Raw genomic sequence first — 18,656 nt, forward strand, 5'->3', positions numbered from 1 at the left:
AAGGTCGGAAATTATCGATCGCACCCGTTGCCATTTCCGCGCCCGCGCGTTTGACTACGCACGGGTCATCAGCACCAGCGATATACCAGCCAGTCAGGGGAAAGCACTTGGAGTCAAATCAAGCAAAGCTCGTTGCCCTCAGGCAAGATTTTCACCGCTTTCCTGAACTTGGTTTCGATGAAATCCGCACCAAGGCCAAAGTGGCAAAATTTCTGCGCGATCTTGGGCTGGACGTGCACGAGGGCGTCGGGGTCGTCGGGGTATTGAAAGCCGGCACAGGTAACCGCGCCATCGGGCTGCGTGCCGATATGGACGCCCTGCCGATCCATGAAACCAGCCAGCACAGTTACGCCTCGGAAACTGAGGGCGTGATGCATGCCTGTGGTCACGACGGCCATATGACGATGTTGCTGGGGGCCGCGCAGGCGCTGGCTGCTGATCCGGGATTCGATGGCACGATTGTGTTCGTGTTCCAACCCAATGAAGAGCACGGGCTGGGCGCGCGAGCGATGATTGATGAAGGCACCCTGGAACAATTTCCTGTGGATGAGATCTATGCCATTCACAACCTTCCCGGTGCCCCTGTCGGGCAGGTATCGACGCGGAGCGGTCTGATCTGTTCCTCAGAAAGCCTGTTCGAGATTGCCATCACCGGTCAGGGTGGTCATGCCTCGATGCCGCAAGCGGGGCGGGATGCGATCACCATTGGTGCGGACATGGTGCAGGCGTTGCAGACCATCGTATCACGCAAACTGGCCCCCGGTGCCGGGGCGGTGGTGTCGGTGACCGAGTTTCTGACGGACGGGCAACGCAATGTTCTACCGGGACATGCAACGCTGAAAGGCGACGTGCGTGCGCGCAGCCCCGAAGATCGCATCAATATCGAAGGCCTGATGCGCGAAATCGCGCGGGGCGTGGCCATCGCCCACGGCGTCTTGGTCGATGTCACATTCAACACGGAATTTATCGAAACGATCAACGCCGAGGAACCGACGCAGGCTGTGGTCAGGGTGGCGCGGTCCATCGGGGCTGAAACCATACCCGACCGCCAACCCATGAGCTTTTCCGAGGATTTCGCCCATTTCGCCGCCGCCGTTCCTGGCTGTTTTCTGCTGATGGGAAATGGCGAAACCGGGCCGCACGGACAACCGCTGCATTCCAGCGACTATGATTTCAACGACGAATTACTATCGTTGGGAGCCGATTTCTGGACCGCACTTGCACGAAATCGTTTGCCCATAAGGGACTGAAGCAAAGCGGCCTCAATGTATGAGGCCGCGACTGATTTCAGGATTTTTTTTCGTCAGCATCCCCGGAATCAGCCAGAAAATCAGCCCATAACTCGGTAGCCAACCCTTTCACGAACGGCTCAAACTGATCAGCTACCGCCTGCCACCCTCCGACAGAAGCGGAATTGACCGGCTTGCGCGCCTGCAGGTTACTGACCGTTTTGATCGCATTCGAAGATTGGTCCGGTGAAAGTATTGCGTCCTCAAAGGGCAGATCGCTAATCCGGGCCAGCTTCTGCGCCGATACCGGTTGGCCTCGGCTGCCATCCATTTCAGATCAAGGGTGTAATACAACCCGCCCGCACTAAAACTCGCACGCCACATAGACAGGACAACATCGCGCGGGTCGCGTAGCACATTGAGAATCACAGCCTTTGGGAATGCCTGCGCAACCTCACCCAGAAAAGCGTAGTTGCCCGGTGCTTTGTCCACAAAGGCCGTGGTACCTTCGATCAACTCGGGCAGTTTGCCCATTTAATATTCGGCCAGTTTCGGGGCCGCACGCGACGCGGACGGTTGTGCTTCGATCTGCCTGATCCCTTGATGGATGGACGCGAATTCACCCAGCCCCTGAACAGTGGAATGCTGGGCCAGAATCCGCTCGACCAGCGTTGTGCCCGATCGGGGCAGACCAATCACAAAAATCGGTCTGGCTGTACCGATGTCAATGCTGCCTTGACTTAGATCCTGTCCAAAATCGCAGCACCGTTGCCGCATCCCCGCCATGTACAAGACACAGGCCATAATTTTGAATCAATTCCGGATTACCCGGATCCAACCGCCAGGCGCATTGGAATTGCACCTGTGCCAGTTTGAAATTGCCCTGTTAAATCGCACTGAGTCCTGCAATTCTTGGTAAGGCCAGTGCATTTGGCCATTTCTTGGCGGTCTTAATGGCCCTTTTTTATGCTTTTTCCAGATTGCCATCTTACAGCAGCTTGCCGACAAGAGAAATTTCCGCAGCCTGCGGATAAAATTTTATCATCATTTTCAACGCCTTAATTTTAAAAATTGCAGGGAAACAAAAAAACCAGCGCACGTAAAAAACCTAAGCAGCCCTAATATTCGCATAGGGTTCGGCATTTTGGGTTTTCAATACGAATTGACGCCCTCTGGTACTTTCTGCACAAGCAGCGTAAAAGGAGTGCTGCGCGAAACATTTGGAGCCTCGCACCGATGAAAGAACATCGTGGCCGTCTGACCAAGGATGGCATCCGCATCTATGAACAGGGTGACTTTGCCGGCATGCATGCGGCAGGGGCCTTGGCCGCGCGGATACTCGACGATATTGCAGAACATGTCTTTCCCGGCCAATCCACTGGTGAAATCGACCGCCTGATCACTCAGATGGTCAAGGATGCGGGCGCGACGTCGGCCACCATTGGCTACAAGGGTTATCAGCACGCAAGCTGCATCAGCGTGAATCACGTAGTCTGTCACGGCATCCCCGGCGACAAGCGTCTGAAGGATGGCGACATCCTGAATATCGACGTCACCGTCATCGTGGACGGTTGGTTCGGCGATACTTCGCGCATGTATGTGGCCGGAAAACTGCCGCGCAAGGCAGAGCGTCTGATTCAGGTGACCCATGACGCGTTGTTCAAGGGCATCGAGATGGTCAAGCCGGGCAACACATTCGGCGATATCGGCCACGCGATTCAGGCCTATGTCGAGGCACACCGTATGAGCGTTGTCCGCGATTTCTGCGGCCACGGGCTGGGCCGTGTGTTCCACGCCCCGCCCAACGTGCTGCACTATGGCCGTCCGGGCACCGGAGCGAAGCTGGAAGAAGGCATGTTCTTCACCATCGAACCGATGGTCAATCTGGGCCGCCCCGAGACCAAGACGCTGGCCGACGATTGGACTGCCGTGACCCGCGACAAGTCGTTGTCGGCACAGTTCGAACATTCGGTGGGTGTGACGGCAGATGGGGTTGAGATCTTTACCCTGTCACCGGGCAACAAGTTCCACCCGACCTATTCGTCCTGATCGGCGGCCTGATCGCGCATCAGTTTCAGTAGCAATGTCTCATCCCTCCACGGCGTCACGGCGTCGTGGATGAACACCGGCGCGCGCATGATTTTGCGTTCGGGGCCGGTGGCCGATTCTGTATCCTTTGAAAGGGTCCAGATCGGGGGATTTAAGGTACGGTCCATGCCCCGGATGCTAGCACGCACGGGTCAGATTCCCAAAAGCGTCGGAACCTCGGCCATGTCAATAAAGACTTCGGCCCCAAATTCCGCCAACTTGTCACCCTGTCCGTGCGGCGCATAGGCCAGGCATCGCATACCCGCGCGTTTGGCTGCCATCACGCCGTTTTGACTGTCTTCGATCACCACCGGAGCGGTGGCTCCAAACTGATCGGCAGCCGTCTGAAACATAACCGGATCAGGCTTGGCTGTTCCCAAAACATGAGCCGAGTACATCGCCTCGCTAAAACGCTCCCACAACCCATTCTGTCCCAGAGTGATCTTCATCTTGTCCGGGCTGCCATTCGAGGCGACGCAGAAAGGGATGCCCTTGCTGTCCAGCGCGGTCAGCAGTTCCGGAATACCCCGCACCAGATCCACGCCCTGTCGTAAGCGGTCATAGGTTTCCGCATAGACCTCATCGACCCAATCATCTGGCAGGTTCGCACCTAACGCGCGCGCCTTGTCGCGAACCCCGGTCATCGTGCCGCCAAGGAAGAATGCAATACTGTCTTCCAATGTCAGGTTCAGCCCGTAACGCCCAAGGTTGTCGACCAGCACCTGATTGGACAGCGGCTCACTGTCCACAAGAACGCCGTCGCAATCGAAAATGACCAGATCGTGCATCTCTGCCCTCGTTGTTTTGCACTGTGCCTAGCCAACCGCACGCGCAGGTGCAAATCGGGCGTCAGCGTAACCTTGCCCGCAGGGTTTCAGCCTGAAACATTCCGCCACATCAGTGAGATATGTGTGTCGCCATACTTTCGGCTGTCATGCAAATCGAACCCCTGCGGCGCTGTCATGGGGCTGTTTTCCTCCCACACGATCAGCGCATCGTCAGCAATCCAGCCATTGGACAGGGCGGCGATGGCCTTTTGCCCCAGAGATTTCCCATAAGGCGGGTCCAGAAAGATCAGATCATAAGGCGTGCCTTGGTTTTCGCCCAGACGCGTGACATCGCGGCGGATTAGATCAGTACGGTCAGCACTGCGGGTCAGGTCAATATTCTTGCGGATCAGTCCCTGCGCCACGCGCCCGTCATCCACGAACGTCACATGTGTGGCCCCGCGCGACAACGCCTCGAGCCCCAGCGCGCCGGTTCCTGCGAACAGGTCCAGTACGCGCAGCCCGTCAAAGTCGATCTGGTGGCCCAGCACGTTGAACAGGCTTTCGCGCACCCGATCGGTGGTGGGGCGCAGATGTGCGCCCGCATCCCCTTTGCCGATGGACGCCAAGGCCCGGCCCCGGAACTCTCCGGCGATAATCCTCACGCCTTGAGCAGCGGTTTCAGATCCGCGCCCGGATCGGCAACAACGGTTGGATCAGCGGTTTTGCCCATCTCGATCAGGCGTTTTCCGACCATATAGGCGCGCGGGTCATTCATCGCGTCCACCGCGATCAGCTGATCACCGTTGTAATACCAGAAAGACACGGTCTGGCCCTCACCCTGACGGGTCACGACGCGGTCATAGCCGGTGTTCAAGCCCGCGATCTGCAGTTTGACGTCATACTGATCCGACCAAAACCACGGCGTCGCCACATAATCCTTGGCCGCACCCAGCATGTTCTGGGCCACAATTTCGGCCTGATCAATCGCATTTGGCACGCTTTCCAGACGAATGCGAGCACCGGCATGCGGGAATGACGCGCAATCGCCCGCCGCCCAGATCGACGGATCAGACGTGCGGCCATGCGCATCGGTCTTGATACCGTTCTCCAGCTCAAGCCCTGCCATTTCGGCCAGTTGGGTTGATGGGACGATGCCCACGCCAACAACAACGAATTCAACCTCAAGCTCGGAGCCGTCGGTCAGAACTGCGCCGACCACCTTGCCGTTGTCGCCAAGCAACCGGTCCAGCCCGACGCCTTCGCGAATATCGGCGCCATAGTTGCTGTGCAGGCTGCGGAAGTAATCGCTGGTCTCGGGCGCTGCGACCCGTTGCAGGATACGGTCGGCCATCTCAACCAGAGTTACCTTGACCCCGCGCTTGGCGCAGACCGCCGCGGCCTCAAGCCCGATATAGCCACCACCCACGATCAGGGCGCGCGCGCCATCTTTCACGCGGGGCTCCATCTCGTCGATATGGGCTAGATCGCGCACCACGTGAACGCCTTCAAGGTCGCCGCCAATTGCGGCAGGCAGGTAGCGCGGGTCCGACCCGGTGGTCAGGGCCAGCTCGTCATATGCGATGACCTCATCCCCTAGGGTCACGGTTTTGGCCTGTGGATCAATCGCCGTCACGCGCTGCCCCAGACGCAGGGAGATGTTGTTCTCAGCATAGAAGCTTTCGGGCCGCAGGAACAGGCGCTCCAGCTCCATTTCACCCAGCAAATAAGCCTTGGACAGCGGCGGGCGCTGATAGGGCAAATGCGGTTCGGCCCCGATCAGGGTGATGTCCCCTTCGAACCCGTCTTTGCGCAGCCTGGCAACAAGCGACGACCCCGCCTGCCCCGCACCGATCACGACAATATGGCCCATGTTCCTCCCGCCCTGTCGAATTCCCGTGGTCTCATCCACGTGACCACCTATATTGCGGCTAAGCCCGACTCTGCAAATCCAAACGACAGGAGCTTAAAAATGATTTCAACAGGTGACACACTGCCCGACGCCACATTGACACAACTGGGCACAGACGGCCCCGAAGAGGTGAGGATTTCTGACAAAACCAAAGGCCGCAAAGTGGTGATCTTTGCCGTACCCGGTGCCTTCACGCCAACCTGCCATTCGGCCCATGTGCCCAGCTTCATTCGCACCAAGGATCAGTTCACTGCCAAGGGCGTGGATGAGATCATCTGCGTTTCGGTCAACGACCCGTTCGTGATGAAATCCTGGGGCGAGGCGACAGGCGCGTCTGACGCGGGCCTGACCATGTTGGGCGACGCCTCAGCCGAGTTTACCAAGGCCATCGGCATGGAATTCGACGCCCCGCCCGCCGGGCTGTACGCCCGGTCCAAGCGCTATGCCATGCTGGTCGAAGACGGCAAGGTCACCGCACTGAACCTGGAAGAAAGCCCCGGTGCCTGCGAGGTTTCGGCGGGCGAAGGCCTGTTGGACACGATCTGATCCAGTCTGCGGCCCTGGGTTAGCTCGGGGCCTTGAGTGCTATTTAACTTGATGCAACGCCCTGATCAGCCAATAGTTGTGACATACAATCAGGGAGTTCATTGATGAAACTGAAGGTATTCACCCTATTATTGGGCACGGCGGGGGCACTGGCTGCCTGCGGCCCGGCGCCCACCCCTCAGCAACAGGCGGCGCGGCAGCACGAAATCGCATGTCTCAGCGGATCACTGGGCGGCGCGCTGATCGGCGGCGCCATCGGCAATCAGTTTGGTGGCGGGTCAGGCAAATCGATCCTGACAGCGGCAGGCGCAGCCGCTGGCGCCATTGAAGGCAACAGATACGCATGCTGAGGAGAGCCAAGATGACACGTGGAATTTTGATTGCTGCGGCGCTTATGCTAGCCGGTGTGGCCACGGCTGAAACCGTCAGCGAACTGCATGAAAACGAGCTGAATGCTATCGACAAAAACAATGACGGCTTCCTGTCGCGGGATGAGTTCAACGCCTTTTCCGATTACGCCTTTCAGGAAATGGATGAGGACAAGAACGGCACGCTGGGATTGGACGAGGCCAAGCCGTTTCTGGACATAAAACAGTTTCAGAACGTAGACCGCAACAATGACAACTCTATCTCCAGGGCAGAATACGACGCGCAGATGAGCGACGATTTCAACGCAGCGGACAAAAATGGCAACGGCCAGCTAGACTAGCAACAGGAGCGCACTATGAACAAGTGGATCGTCTTGAGCGCGCTTACACTGCTGGCGGCCTGCGATGTGCCGCAGGCGCCTGTCGTGACCGGGCCGGACGGGCAGACGTTTATCCAGATCAACACCTCCGGGCTGACCTGCTACAACACCAAATGCCTGGACATTAATCCTGCGGCCCGCAGTGTGCGCCAGATCGGCAATCGGAGGACGCAAATTCCCGGCAATATCAACGTCAGTGACGGAACCGTGACACCTGATGAATTCCGGCAATTGGGTATTGCTGCATCCCTGGCCGGCGGCGAAGGATCACAAAGCGACAGAGGCTAAACCAAGCTGTCCATCTTGCGCGCCAGCTTGGCGTCCAGTGCCGATATGCCGCCAACATCATGGGTTGCCAGCGTCACCTCGACCGTGCGGTAGACGTTGCACCATTCGGGATGGTGATTCCACTTTTCGGCAAAAATCGCCACCTGCGTCATCCAGCCAAAGGCATGCACGAAATCTTCGAAGATAAAGGTCTTGGTGATCGCATCCCGATCATCGACCATGGTCCAGCCGTTGTCGAACAGAGGGTCCAGAAGCGGTCCGCGGGTCTCGGGCGACAGTAGTTCGGTCATTGCTGTTCCTCCGGGTTCGATTTCCTGAACGGACCATATTCCGTCAGAATCTCAATCTCTTGTCCCACTGCGTGGGCCTCGGCGTCCAGATATTTCTTGATCGCATCGGCAAAGCCGGGGTCGGCGACCCAATGCAAGCTATGCGTGCGCATGGGCAGATAGCCTCGCGCCAGCTTGTGTTCACCCTGCGCGCCGGCCTCAACACGGGCCAATCCTTGCGCAATGGCAAAGTCGATCGCCCTATAGTAGCACAATTCAAAATGCAGGCAGGGGTGATGTTCGACGCAGCCCCAATAGCGGCCATAAAGCGTCTCGCGCCCGATGAAATTCAGCGCCCCGGCAATCGGATAACCATTCCGTTCCGCCAGAACCAGCGCCATATCATCGGCCATGGTTTCCTGCGCGATATCAAAGAATTGCCGCGTCAGGTAAGGCGATCCCCATTTCCGCGCGCCGGTATCCTGATAGAACCGCCAGAACGCGTCCCAATGTTCCGGACGCAGATCATCGCTGGTCAGCGTGCGAATTTCCCCACCGAAATCGCAAGCCTGCGCGCGTTCTTTGCGGATATTCTTGCGCTTGCGCGAAGACAAAGCCGCCAGAAACCCGTCAAAATCCGCATATTGGTTGTTAAGCCAGTGAAACTGCTGCGACTGGCGCAGCAGCAGGCCCATTTGCTCACCCGCCAGCGCCTCATCCTCGGTGCAGAAGGTGGCATGAACCGAAGATACCCGGTTACCGGCTGCAATCTGTACAGCCCCCTGCACCAGAGCCGACATTCCCGGAACCTCGTATCCCGGCCGCACTAGAAAGCGCCGCCCGGTGGCAGGTGTGAACGGCACCGCGATCTGTAGTTTGGGGTAATACCGCCCGCCCGCGTTTTCATAAGCATGGGCCCAGCTGTGGTCGAAGATATATTCGCCCTGACTGTGGGATTTGGCGTACATCGGCGCGGCCGCGATCATCATGCCATCCAGATATGCGGTCAGGTACTGCGGCTGCCAACCGGTGCCGCGCCCGACCGAGCCGCTGTCTTCAAGCGCCAGCAGGAATCGATGCGTGGTAAAGGGATCAAGCGGCCGCCCACCATCGGTGGCCTCGGGGCAGGCGCAGGCGTCCCACTCGGCTGCAGGAATCTGCGAGAGCGATCCCAGAACCTGAACTTCGATTTGCGCCTGATCCATGTGCCCTCCGTGTCTGATCTTTATCTGTGACACCGGGAACCGGGTTCAACCCGAATACGATGCCAAATACCCTTCGAAGGTCACGTTATCGGCAACCGTGCGGGCCTGAGCCTCTTGTTCCGGCGAGCGTACAGTCCAGCACAGAACCGGCACACCGCGCGCCTTCAACTCGGCCACGCGGGGGCGGGACAGGTCGTCAACCTCATGGCTGATAAAGCTGGCGCCCACGCGGTCGAAATCAGGAATTTCGCGCAGGTGATCGCAGACTTTCTGCGGCAACAGCTCGACCTTGGGTTGGTACGAACAGGTCACCAACCCGCGCGGCAGATGCGGGGCAAGGCGCGCCAGTTCGGCAACGCTGTTGGGGTTGAACGACATCAGCGCCACCGGCCCATCATATCCCTGCAAGGCCCGCACAGCGTCGGCCTCAAGCGGTCCGACATCGGGGCCCATCGCGCCGTCCTGATCCTTGAGCTCGATCAGCAGGGGTACCTTGCCGCCGACCATCTCCAACACTTCGTCCAGCGTCGGGATACCGTCATCGCCATGCAACAACTGCGTCGCCTGTGCCTGTGTCGCAGACACTTGCTGAATAGGGCCAGGCTGACCAGTCAGGCGAGTCATGTCATAGTCATGAAATACCATCGCCCGATTGTCCAAGGTCCGTTGCAGATCAACTTCGACCCCATACCCGGCCTCGACAGCGGCATGGATGGCCGCCCGGCTGTTTTCCGGGCGGTTATCCGAGAGGTCATGCAGCGCCCGATGCGCAATCGGGGCCTGCAGGAACGCGGACGGCAGAGGCGGTCTCATTGCACCTCGAAAATACCTTCGATTTCGACGGCCACGCCCAGCGGCAATGCCGCGGCGCTGACGGCGGAGCGGGAGTGGCGTCCAGCCTCACCCAGCGCCTCAACCAGGAAATCCGAAGCCCCATTGATCACCTGCGGTTGCGCAGTGAAATCAGCGGTCGAGTTCACGAAACCGGTCAGCTTGATCACTTTCACCAGCTTGTCGATGTCACCACCACAAGCGGCCTTGACCTGCGCCAGCAGGTTGATGGCGCAAACCTTCGCCGCCGCTGCACCGGCTTCGATTTCCATGTCATCGCCCAGCTTGCCGGTAATCAGATCGTCATCCTTGGAAATCTGACCCGAGACATAGACGATGTTTCCTACCCGAACGAAGGGCACATAGTTCGCCGCCGGTGCAGGCGCGTCCGGCAGGTTGACGCCCAGGCTTTCCAGTTTCGCTGCGATGCTCATAAGGTTTCCTCCAAAAATTGAGTCGCCGCGAAGCTAACGGGGAAGACCCGGATCGGAAAGTGCGAATAACGGGGATGGACGGTCCAGAACGGTAAGCGTAACTCTTCCTATGCCGAACAGTTGAACCTGTGCCACTTTACGTAAGTACGTCGCACAGGTTAAACGCTTTTTGTTTCATACAGGAAGTGAAACGTATATGTGACGTCGGATTAGGCCGTTCTAAATGGCCACAGGCAGTATTGATTGATAGTTCGGGTCAAAAGAACCCGAACTTTTAGGAGTGGCAAAAACCGTGTTGAGCAGACCCCGCCTGAAGCACCTGATCGTCCTGTCCCTGATGACAGTTCTTGGCGCCTGCGCCACGCGGCCCCCGGAAGGCGCGCCGCCGGGCGAGGTGTTTGATCCCTATGAAAACACCAACCGGGGCATTCACAAGTTCAATCTGGGTGTCGACCGATTCCTGTTCCGCCCGGCATCGAAAGGTTACGTTAAGATCGTACCCGATCCGATGGTCACCAGCTTCAACCATTTTGCAGAAAACCTAACGATGCCGGGGCAGGCACTGGACTATCTGTTGCAGGGCAATGTCAAACAATCCGGCAACGCATTGCTGCGTTTTGTGGTCAATACCACGGTGGGCGGCTTAGGCTTGTCTGACCCCGCCGACGAGTTGAACCTGCCGCCTGTGGATACCGATTTCGGCGAGACCCTGCATGTCTGGGGCGTTGGCGAGGGCGCCTATGTCGAACTGCCCTTCTACGGCCCGTCCACCCAGCGTGACGCGATCGGTGTTGTGGTCAACTTGTTTTCGAACCCGATCAATTTCACCCCGGTGCGTCCGGTCGATAATATCGGTGTCTATGCCGAGGTTGTCCGCCGGATGGGGGATCGGGGCCGGTTCTCGGACACGGTGGATTCGATCCTGTATGAAAGCGCCGACAGCTATGCGCAGGCACAGACAATTTTCATTCAGAACCGCCGCTTTGAACTGGCACGCGATGATGAGGACGCCTATCTGGGTCTGTATGATGACCCTTATGCAGATATCGGGACTGACCCAGTCAGGGACCCCTACCTAGACCCCTACGAGGACCCCTATGCCGAATAACAATCTGAATAGACGCGGTTTTATCGCCACTGGCCTAGCCGGTGCGATGCTGACCGCCCTGCCCGCATTCGCTCAGACAGAAGCCAGCGCCAAGGCGTTGGTTGTCAGTGTCGTGGATGACATCAACCGCGTGATCGCCTCGGGCAAATCTGAAAAGGCAATGATCCGCGATTTTGAAAAGATCTTTGTGCAATATGCTGATGTGCCGATCATGGCACGTTATGTGCTGGGGGCCGATGGCCGATCAGCCAGCCCGTCACAGATCAAGCAATTCACCAGTGCGTTTCAGGGCTATATTTCCAACAAATATGGCCGCCGGTTCCGCGAATTCATTGGCGGTCAGGTCACCGTGCGCAATGCCCGCAAAATCAAAGCAGGCTATGAGGTGCGCACCTCGGTCAAGCTGCAGGGGTCTTCCCCGTTCGAGGTGACCTTCCTGGTGTCGGACAAATCGGGCCGTGACAAGTTCTTCAACATGTTCATCGAAGGGGTGAATATGCTGTTGACCGAACGGACCGAAATCGGCGCCATGCTGGATGCGCGGGGCGGTGATCTGAACCGTCTGATCAAGGATATGAAAAAGAACCGGGTCAGCTGATCCGGCTCACGACCTGCAAAAGAGGGCCGCGCGATTGGGTTCGCGCGGCCCTCTTTTGTTTAGTTCAGCCGTTCGCCGGTTTCCTTGGCGAAGTAAGACACCTTGCTCATGTCAAACGCCAGGTTCAGCATTTGGCCCGCCTGCGCGCTGGTTTCCGCGTGTAGGCGCGCAGTGACCTGCTTGCCGCCCAGTTCCGAGACCACATAAGTATCTGCACCTGCCGGTTCGACCATGTCGACCATGCAGGCGGCCTGTTGCACACCGTCGCCTGCACGGAAGCCGGCCTCGGCAATGTCTTCCGGACGCAGGCCAAGGATCACATCCTCGGGCAGTGACAGGTCGCGAGCATCGTTCAGGACCAGCGTCTCACCGGATTCGCGGGCAATGGCGATCTGCGTGCCCGGCCCGGTCTTGGACGCCTGCGCCGGGATCAGGTTCATCGCGGGCGAGCCCATGAAATCGGCGACAAACAGGTTGGCCGGATTGTTGTAGATCTCGGCCGGGCTGCCAATCTGCTGCACGATGCCGCCTTTCAGAACCACGATCTTGGTCGCCAGCGTCATCGCCTCGATCTGGTCATGGGTCACGTAGACGATGGATGCATCCAGCGTCTGGTGCAGTTTCTTGATCTCGGTCCGCATCTCGACCCGCAGTTTGGCATCGAGGTTCGACAGCGGCTCGTCAAACAGGAACAGCTTGGGATCGCGCACCAGCGCCCGGCCCATCGCCACCCGCTGACGCTGACCACCCGACAACTGGCTGGGGCGGCGGTTCAGCAGCGGCTCTATTTGCAGCAACGACGCGACATCTTTGAGCTTAGCGTTCTGCGTTGCCTGATCGACCCCGCGCACTTTCATGCCGAAAGTGATGTTCTTCGCCACCGACATGGTCGGGTAGAGCGCGTAAGACTGGAACACCATTGCGATGTCGCGATCCTTGGGGCTGACATGAGTCATGTCCTTGCCACCGATGGACAGCGTACCGCCGGTGATTTCCTCCAGCCCTGCAATACAATTCAGCAGGGTGGACTTGCCGCAACCCGAAGGGCCGACCAGTACCAGGAAATCGCCCGGCTCGATCGAAATGTTGATGTCCTTCAGAACCTCGGTCGCCCCGTAATTCTTGTACAGATTGTTGATATCGAGGATGGGAGCCATGGGTTATCCCTTCACTGAGCCAGCGGTCAGACCGCGGATGAAATACTTACCGGCGACGACATAAACGAGCAGCGTCGGCAGCCCCGCGATGATCGCGGCAGCCATGTCGACGTTGTACTCTTTGACGCCGGTGGTGGAGTTTACGATGTTGTTGAGCGCAACGGTCACGGGCTGCGTCCCCGCCTGGCTGAACGACACGCCGAACAGGAAGTCATTCCAGATCTGCGTGAACTGCCAGATCACGGTCACCACGATGATGGGCAGCGACAGCGGCAGGAAGATCGACCAAAAAATCCGCAAAAAGCCTGCCCCATCGACCCGGGCGGCTTTGGTCAGCTCGGCTGGGATGGTGACATAGTAGTTGCGGAAGAACAGCGTGGTGAAGCCCAGCCCGTAGATCACGTGAACGAAGATCAGGCCCGGAATGGTTCCGGCGATCCCCATCATGCCCAGCAGCCGCGCCATCGGCAGCAGCACGACCTGAAACGGAATAAAGCAGCCAAACAGCATCAGCGAGAAGATGATGTTCGCGCCTTTGAACCGCCACTGCGCCACGACATAGCCGTTCAGCGCACCTATCAGGGTGGACAAAAACACTGCAGGCACCGCGATCAGGACCGAGTTCCAGAAGTACGGCCGCAGACCTTCACACTGGATACCGGTACAAGCCCCGGACCATGCGGTTTTCCAGGCGTCGAAGCTGACTTCGCGCGGCAGAGAGATCAGGGACCCGGTGCGGATTTCCTCAAGGCTTTTCAACGATGTCGTCAACATCACGAACAGCGGCATCAGGTAATACAGCGCGAACAGGCCCAGCAGGACATAAAGCAGCCAACGAAGGGCAATCTTGCCGGTGGCGCTCTGCGAGCGGGTTTGGGTTTGGGGCATCGACAGATCAGTCATTTTTCGCCCTCAGTTCTGAGTAAAGGTAAGGAACCACGATGGCAAAGACGACCAGCATCATGATCATCGCGGAAGACGCCGCCTGACCGATATCGCCGCGTGAAAAGGCCATAGCGTACATGTAGGTCGCGGGCAGATCAGTTGCGTAGCCCGGACCGCCGCCTGTCAGGGCGATGACAAGGTCAAAGCTTTTGATTGCGAGGTGCGCCAGCACGATGAAGGCGGACAGGAAGATCGGTGCCATCGACGGGATAATGATCGCCGTATAGATGCGCCATGTGGGGATACCATCGACCTGCGCGGCCTTGATGATCTCTCCATCCACCGAACGAAGCCCGGCCAGAAACAGCGCCATCACAAAGCCCGAGCTCTGCCAAATCGCGGCAATCACAATGGTGTAGATGGCGTAATCGGGGTTCACCAGCCAGTCAAATTCAAAATTCGGAAAGCCCCAGCCCTGCACCATGGATTCAATGCCTAACCCTGGGTTCAGGATCCACTTCCACGCGGTGCCAGTCACGATCATCGACAGTGCCATCGGGTACAGGTAGATCGTGCGAATGACCCCTTCGACGCGGATCTTCTGATCCAACAGGATGGCCAATAGCAGGCCCAGCACCATCGCGATCACGATAAACAGCGCGCCAAAGATATACAGGTTGTTGATTGCCGTATCCCAGCGGGGGGAATCGAACAGGCGTTCATACTGAATGAAGCCATGGATCTCGTATTTCGGCAGTAGTTTCGATCGGGTCAGCGACACCCATGCGGTCCATCCGATAAATCCGTAAACAAAGATCAGTACGGCGATGAACGACGGTGCCAGCACCACCTTGGGCAGGTGGTTTTCCAGCCATTCGGACATTTTTTCCTCCGGGGAAAGGTGCTCTGCCCCGCAGTATAGGGGGCAGAGCGTGTTGGATCAGTAGCTGTTGGCCACTGCGTCCGCCAGTTGCTGAACTGCGTCAGCCGAGGACATATCCGAGTTGAAATGTGCGGTCACAACATCCGTGATCGCACCGGCCTGCGAGCCACGCAGTGCCATGCCATGTGCATAGGACGGCAACAGCGAGCCACCCGCCGAAGTCGAACCCATATCTTCGGCCGAGATCTTGGCGCAGATGTCAAAGGCATCCAGCGACACGTCCGTCCGTGCCGGGATCGAGCCTTTGTTCAGGTTGAACACTTCCTGAAACTTTGGTGCTACGATTAACTTGGCCAGCAATTCCTGACCGGCGCGGTTGTCGTCGCCTTCTACTTCGAACATGGCAAAGCTGTCGACGTTGTACAGATACCCGTCACCGGGGGTCGAAGCGCACAGGAAGTCTTCACCGGGTTTCTTGCCGGCCGCCAGAAACTCGCCCTTGGCCCAGTCACCCATGATCTGGAATGCGGCCTCGCCGTTCATGACCATAGCGGTGGCAAGGTTCCAGTCACGACCCGAGAAGTTTTCGTCCACATAACCACGCAGGGTGCGCATCTGGTCAAAGACCTGCACCATAGTGTCCGAGGTCAGCGCTTCGGGGTCCAGTTCAACCAAAGCTTTCTGATAGAACTCGGGTCCACCCAGCCCCAGCACAACCGCTTCGAACACGGTGGCGTCCTGCCACGACTGACCACCATGGGCCAGTGGGATGACACCAGCATCCATCAGCTTGACGGCAGCGGCATTGAATTCATCCCAAGTGGTCGGCATTTCAATGCCATTGGCGGCCAGAACGTCCGCGTTCGCCCAGATCCAGTCGATGCGGTGGACATTCACAGGTGCCGCACACCAAGTACCATCGCACTGCATGTGACCCGCGATCGAAGCGGGCAGGACATCGGCCCAGCCTTCGGCCTCGGCCACGGATGAGATATCGGCCAGAACGCCCTCTTCGTACCATTCCTGAATGGCGGGGCCTTTCAGTTGAACGGCAGTCGGCGCGTTACCGGCAAGAACGCGGGCACGCAGCGCGGTCATGGCCGCATCACCACCGCCACCGGCCACCGGCATATCCGTCCAGGTGCCACCGTTCGAGGCGAACTCTTCCTGAAGAACGGCGACTGATTTGGCCTCGCCGCCCGACGTCCACCAGTGCAGAACTTCGGCCTGTGGCTCGGCCGCGACCGAAGACCCGGCCACAACGGCCAGCGTCGATACCGTGGCAAATGCAAAACGCTTCATTTTTTTCTCCTCCCTCGAGAACTCTTTGACTGCTGATGCAGCGATGCCCGCCATTCTGAGACTAGATCACCATCTGGCAACGCTGAATTCGCGCCACAGACACACAACCACCTAAAAATTCACTGCTTTTGTTACAGCGTGTTACGTTGACATTGAATCTGTTTCCGTTCGTTACAATGAACGATACCGGAGGCCTTGAGGATGGGAGGACAAACCGCGTGAGCATTCCGCGACTTTTGGTGGTGGATGACGACCCTGAAATGCGGTCGATGATGACCCAGTTCCTGCATCAAAACGGGTTTATCGCGCTACCCGCCCGATCCGAGGTTGAAATCCGCAACCACCTGACATCGGGACGGATCGACCTGATCCTGCTGGATGTAATGCTGGGGGATGAAAACGGGGTCGAGATCTGTGCCCGCCTGCGGGCCGAACAGGACGTGCCGATCATTCTGGTCTCGGCCCTGTCCGCCGACCATCAACGCATGGCGGGGTATGAGGTCGGGGCCGACGACTATATTGCCAAGCCGTTCAATCCCCAACTGATGCTGGCGCGGGTCCGTGCGGTGATGCAGCGCGCCCGACGCACACCGTCGCTGGCCTATCGCCGTCGCACACACAGCTTTCGGTTCAACGACTGGGCCTACGACGGCAAGCGGGATGAGGTGCATTCGCCCGAAGGGTATCTGGTTCCCCTGTCGCAACGGGAAACCGCGCTGCTTAAGGTTTTGCTGGCCAATCCGCATATTCCCCTGACCCGGGATGAGATCGCCGCTGCGCTGGACGTCACCGGCAGCACCGACAAGCCCGAGGCGCAGGGTCGGGCCATCGACATGCTGGTCGGCCGGTTGCGATCAAAGATCGAGGCCAACCCGAAGGACCCGCAGATGCTGCGCACCGAACGCGGGCTCGGCTATGTCTTTGCCGCTGAAGTGTCGGTGGAAGAAGACGCATGACCACGCGCGCGCCGCGCCTGCGCAGCCTTGGGTGGATTTGGGCCGGAGCAGCCTTTGCCTCGGGGATTTTGGCCGCCGGACTATGGTTTTCCTCGGCGCGCGCGTGGGACGACTTTCTGACACGCGCCTATGTCGCAGGGTTTGCCGTCTATGAAGAATTGCGGGTCAGCAAAACCCCACCACCAGGGATCCGCATCACCCCTTTGACGCCCGAAGCCACGCAATTGGCCGACGCGGGGCGGTTCGAACAGCTACCCGGGCTGTCGGATCGCAGCTTTGTCACTAATCTGTCGATCCTGACCGACAATACCGCCCCCCTTGCAGGGCGCGAGCTGACGCTGGCCGTGATGTCCGAGCGGCTGGTTTACCCGGTCTCTGACATTCTGTCCCGAATAGACCAAACTGGGGCCGAAAAGATGGGTAATCTGACCCGCCTTTTGGCCACCTATTGCAGCGAGCCCATTCTGATCGCCCGGTTCGGGCACAGGGGCTGGCAGCAAGTGGACGGCACCGATATCTGGGGTTGCAAGGCCGCCCCTTCTGACCTGCGCCTGCCGGCCATTCTGGCCGCCATCGTGGCATTGGCGGTCATCCTGACTTCGATCGGCAATGTCTCGGACAGTTTCACCCGGTTTTCCAACGCCCTGCGCGATCGTAAACGTCGCGGCGGGCCAAATAGCTATGATGCAGACGGCCCGGCGGAACTGCGCGAAATCGTGTCTGCCGTGAACGACCATCTGGATGCTGAACGCACGCAACTGGAGAAACGCGCCACCGTTTTGTCCGGCGTCAGCCATGATCTTGGCACCCCCGCCACACGGGTCCGCCTTCGCGCCGCCCTGATCGCAGATGACGAGCTGCGCGAAAAGCTTGAGGCCGATGTAGATCAGATGACCGGCATGATCGAAAGCGTGTTGACCTATACGCGCTCGGAACTCAGCGTCGAAGAGCCCCGCCAGATTTCACTGACGGCACTCGTCGAGTCTCTGGTTGCCGATTATCAGGACATGGACCTGCCGGTGACCCTGAAGAAAATCGCCCCGGTCGCGGTCAAAGGCGCGCCCTCGCTATTTATGTCTCGGCGCGGGCACGGGTCGCTACCGGAAACACGGCGGATGCTGGTGATGGGGCGGCCAATCTCATTGAAACGGGCACTGACCAATTTGATCGACAACGCCCTGAAATACGGTCGCCATGCCGAGGTGCAGCTGGAAACCGACGCCCGCACTGCAACCATAACTGTCGAGGACAAAGGCACTGATCTGTCGGTCACTGATATCGAAAATCTGATGACGCCGTTCCGGCGTGGTTCGAACACCGGATCCTCAGACGGTTTTGGCCTGGGCCTGACAATCGTTGCCACGATCGCCGAACAGCATGGTGGTTCCCTCAGTTTCGAGGCTGGAGACCAAGGGCTACGCGCACGTCTGCAGATTACCCGGCAATAACG

Annotated in this window: 24 protein-coding genes and 1 pseudogene; 10 read left to right on the forward strand and 15 right to left on the reverse strand. The window is 58.5% G+C overall.

Translation table 11 applies throughout. The features are described 5' to 3' along the window. Positions 1-107: 107 nt before the first annotated feature. Positions 108-1,250, forward strand: coding sequence for an amidohydrolase (locus RUE5091_RS14445; protein ID WP_058282640.1), 1,143 nt, complete (start codon positions 108-110; stop codon positions 1,248-1,250). A 37-nt stretch (positions 1,251-1,287) separates the two neighbouring features. Here RUE5091_RS14445 and RUE5091_RS23610 read toward each other — a convergent pair whose 3' ends face one another. The 3 genes and pseudogenes from RUE5091_RS23610 to RUE5091_RS14455 all read right to left on the reverse strand — a co-directional run bounded on the left by RUE5091_RS23610 (position 1,288) and on the right by RUE5091_RS14455 (position 2,033). Continuing rightward, positions 1,288-1,560, reverse strand: coding sequence for a hypothetical protein (locus RUE5091_RS23610; RefSeq protein ID WP_058282641.1), 273 nt, complete (start codon positions 1,558-1,560; stop codon positions 1,288-1,290). Positions 1,561-1,610: 50 nt separating this feature from the next. Beyond that, positions 1,611-1,763 (reverse strand): annotated as a pseudogene (locus RUE5091_RS23855) (sulfotransferase); the annotation flags it as partial. Continuing rightward, complete coding sequence (locus RUE5091_RS14455) at positions 1,764-2,033, reverse strand: sulfotransferase family protein (RefSeq protein WP_082643669.1); 270 nt, start codon at positions 2,031-2,033, stop codon at positions 1,764-1,766. It lies immediately after the preceding pseudogene. A gap of 432 nt (positions 2,034-2,465) precedes the next feature. Between RUE5091_RS14455 and map the strand changes: the two genes are divergently transcribed. Further along, positions 2,466-3,278, forward strand: coding sequence for a type I methionyl aminopeptidase (map, locus tag RUE5091_RS14460; protein ID WP_058282643.1), 813 nt, complete (start codon positions 2,466-2,468; stop codon positions 3,276-3,278). Here the strand turns inward: map and RUE5091_RS14465 are convergent. From RUE5091_RS14465 to RUE5091_RS14480, 4 genes are all read right to left on the reverse strand, one after another. Next, positions 3,266-3,445: a hypothetical protein gene (locus RUE5091_RS14465; protein ID WP_058282644.1), complete on the reverse strand. Its 180-nt coding sequence runs from the start codon at positions 3,443-3,445 to the stop codon at positions 3,266-3,268. The genes map and RUE5091_RS14465 overlap by 13 nt on opposite strands. A gap of 24 nt (positions 3,446-3,469) precedes the next feature. Beyond that, positions 3,470-4,105, reverse strand: a complete 636-nt coding sequence (locus tag RUE5091_RS14470) for an HAD family hydrolase (RefSeq protein ID WP_058282645.1) — start codon at positions 4,103-4,105, stop codon at positions 3,470-3,472. A gap of 86 nt (positions 4,106-4,191) precedes the next feature. Continuing rightward, entirely contained in the window at positions 4,192-4,749 is a 558-nt protein-coding gene (rsmD, locus tag RUE5091_RS14475; RefSeq protein ID WP_058282646.1) for a 16S rRNA (guanine(966)-N(2))-methyltransferase RsmD, read from the reverse strand. Further along, complete coding sequence (locus RUE5091_RS14480; RefSeq protein WP_058282647.1) at positions 4,746-5,957, reverse strand: NAD(P)/FAD-dependent oxidoreductase; 1,212 nt, start codon at positions 5,955-5,957, stop codon at positions 4,746-4,748. The genes rsmD and RUE5091_RS14480 overlap by 4 nt, the downstream gene beginning before the upstream one ends. A 99-nt stretch (positions 5,958-6,056) precedes the next feature. Between RUE5091_RS14480 and RUE5091_RS14485 the strand changes: the two genes are divergently transcribed. The 4 genes from RUE5091_RS14485 (at position 6,057) to RUE5091_RS14500 (ending at position 7,578) form a co-directional block, all read left to right on the forward strand. Further along, a complete protein-coding gene (locus RUE5091_RS14485; RefSeq protein ID WP_058282648.1) occupies positions 6,057-6,542 on the forward strand; it encodes a peroxiredoxin in 486 nt (161 codons plus the stop codon). A gap of 104 nt (positions 6,543-6,646) precedes the next feature. Beyond that, positions 6,647-6,892, forward strand: a complete 246-nt coding sequence (locus RUE5091_RS14490; protein WP_058282649.1) for a glycine zipper 2TM domain-containing protein — start codon at positions 6,647-6,649, stop codon at positions 6,890-6,892. Between the two features lie 11 nt (positions 6,893-6,903). After that, positions 6,904-7,251, forward strand: coding sequence for an EF-hand domain-containing protein (locus RUE5091_RS14495; RefSeq protein ID WP_243470790.1), 348 nt, complete (start codon positions 6,904-6,906; stop codon positions 7,249-7,251). A gap of 15 nt (positions 7,252-7,266) precedes the next feature. Next, a complete protein-coding gene (locus tag RUE5091_RS14500; protein ID WP_058282651.1) occupies positions 7,267-7,578 on the forward strand; it encodes a hypothetical protein in 312 nt (103 codons plus the stop codon). Here the strand turns inward: RUE5091_RS14500 and RUE5091_RS14505 are convergent. From RUE5091_RS14505 to RUE5091_RS14520, 4 genes are read right to left on the reverse strand one after another with little or no spacing between them, the layout of a single operon-like run. Continuing rightward, entirely contained in the window at positions 7,575-7,868 is a 294-nt protein-coding gene (locus tag RUE5091_RS14505; RefSeq protein WP_058282652.1) for a 4a-hydroxytetrahydrobiopterin dehydratase, read from the reverse strand. The genes RUE5091_RS14500 and RUE5091_RS14505 overlap by 4 nt on opposite strands. Further along, the gene (locus RUE5091_RS14510; RefSeq protein ID WP_058282653.1) at positions 7,865-9,052 is read right to left on the reverse strand and encodes a GNAT family N-acetyltransferase; all 1,188 of its coding nucleotides are present in this window, start codon (positions 9,050-9,052) and stop codon (positions 7,865-7,867) included. The genes RUE5091_RS14505 and RUE5091_RS14510 overlap by 4 nt, the downstream gene beginning before the upstream one ends. 45 nt (positions 9,053-9,097) lie before the next feature. Next, a complete protein-coding gene (locus RUE5091_RS14515; protein WP_058282654.1) occupies positions 9,098-9,865 on the reverse strand; it encodes a glycerophosphodiester phosphodiesterase family protein in 768 nt (255 codons plus the stop codon). Then, on the reverse strand, positions 9,862-10,317 hold the full coding sequence (locus tag RUE5091_RS14520) for a RidA family protein (protein ID WP_058282655.1): 456 nt from the start codon (positions 10,315-10,317) through the stop codon (positions 9,862-9,864). Before RUE5091_RS14520 ends, RUE5091_RS14515 begins: the two co-directional genes overlap by 4 nt. Before the next feature lie 337 nt (positions 10,318-10,654). Between RUE5091_RS14520 and RUE5091_RS14525 the strand changes: the two genes are divergently transcribed. Continuing rightward, on the forward strand, positions 10,655-11,425 hold the full coding sequence (locus RUE5091_RS14525; protein ID WP_207383740.1) for an MlaA family lipoprotein: 771 nt from the start codon (positions 10,655-10,657) through the stop codon (positions 11,423-11,425). Then, the gene (locus RUE5091_RS14530) at positions 11,415-12,023 is read left to right on the forward strand and encodes an MlaC/ttg2D family ABC transporter substrate-binding protein (RefSeq protein WP_058282656.1); all 609 of its coding nucleotides are present in this window, start codon (positions 11,415-11,417) and stop codon (positions 12,021-12,023) included. The genes RUE5091_RS14525 and RUE5091_RS14530 overlap by 11 nt, the downstream gene beginning before the upstream one ends. 59 nt (positions 12,024-12,082) lie before the next feature. Here RUE5091_RS14530 and RUE5091_RS14535 read toward each other — a convergent pair whose 3' ends face one another. From RUE5091_RS14535 to RUE5091_RS14550, 4 genes are read right to left on the reverse strand one after another with little or no spacing between them, the layout of a single operon-like run. Beyond that, complete coding sequence (locus RUE5091_RS14535) at positions 12,083-13,180, reverse strand: ABC transporter ATP-binding protein (protein WP_058282657.1); 1,098 nt, start codon at positions 13,178-13,180, stop codon at positions 12,083-12,085. A gap of 3 nt (positions 13,181-13,183) precedes the next feature. Further along, positions 13,184-14,083, reverse strand: coding sequence for a carbohydrate ABC transporter permease (locus RUE5091_RS14540; protein ID WP_058279072.1), 900 nt, complete (start codon positions 14,081-14,083; stop codon positions 13,184-13,186). Continuing rightward, the gene (locus RUE5091_RS14545; protein WP_058275014.1) at positions 14,076-14,948 is read right to left on the reverse strand and encodes a carbohydrate ABC transporter permease; all 873 of its coding nucleotides are present in this window, start codon (positions 14,946-14,948) and stop codon (positions 14,076-14,078) included. Before RUE5091_RS14545 ends, RUE5091_RS14540 begins: the two co-directional genes overlap by 8 nt. A gap of 57 nt (positions 14,949-15,005) precedes the next feature. Next, positions 15,006-16,250, reverse strand: a complete 1,245-nt coding sequence (locus tag RUE5091_RS14550) for an ABC transporter substrate-binding protein (RefSeq protein ID WP_058282800.1) — start codon at positions 16,248-16,250, stop codon at positions 15,006-15,008. Between the two features lie 218 nt (positions 16,251-16,468). On the opposite strand from RUE5091_RS14550, the gene RUE5091_RS14555 reads away from it, so the two are divergent. Together RUE5091_RS14555 and RUE5091_RS14560 are read left to right on the forward strand one after the other, a co-directional pair. Then, positions 16,469-17,206 (forward strand): response regulator transcription factor, encoded by a 738-nt coding sequence (locus RUE5091_RS14555; RefSeq protein WP_058282801.1) that lies wholly within the window; start codon positions 16,469-16,471, stop codon positions 17,204-17,206. Continuing rightward, complete coding sequence (locus tag RUE5091_RS14560) at positions 17,203-18,654, forward strand: sensor histidine kinase (protein WP_058282658.1); 1,452 nt, start codon at positions 17,203-17,205, stop codon at positions 18,652-18,654. The genes RUE5091_RS14555 and RUE5091_RS14560 overlap by 4 nt, the downstream gene beginning before the upstream one ends. Positions 18,655-18,656 lie beyond the last annotated feature (2 nt).

The organism is Ruegeria denitrificans (genome assembly GCF_001458295.1).
Lineage (GTDB): Bacteria > Pseudomonadota > Alphaproteobacteria > Rhodobacterales > Rhodobacteraceae > Ruegeria > Ruegeria denitrificans.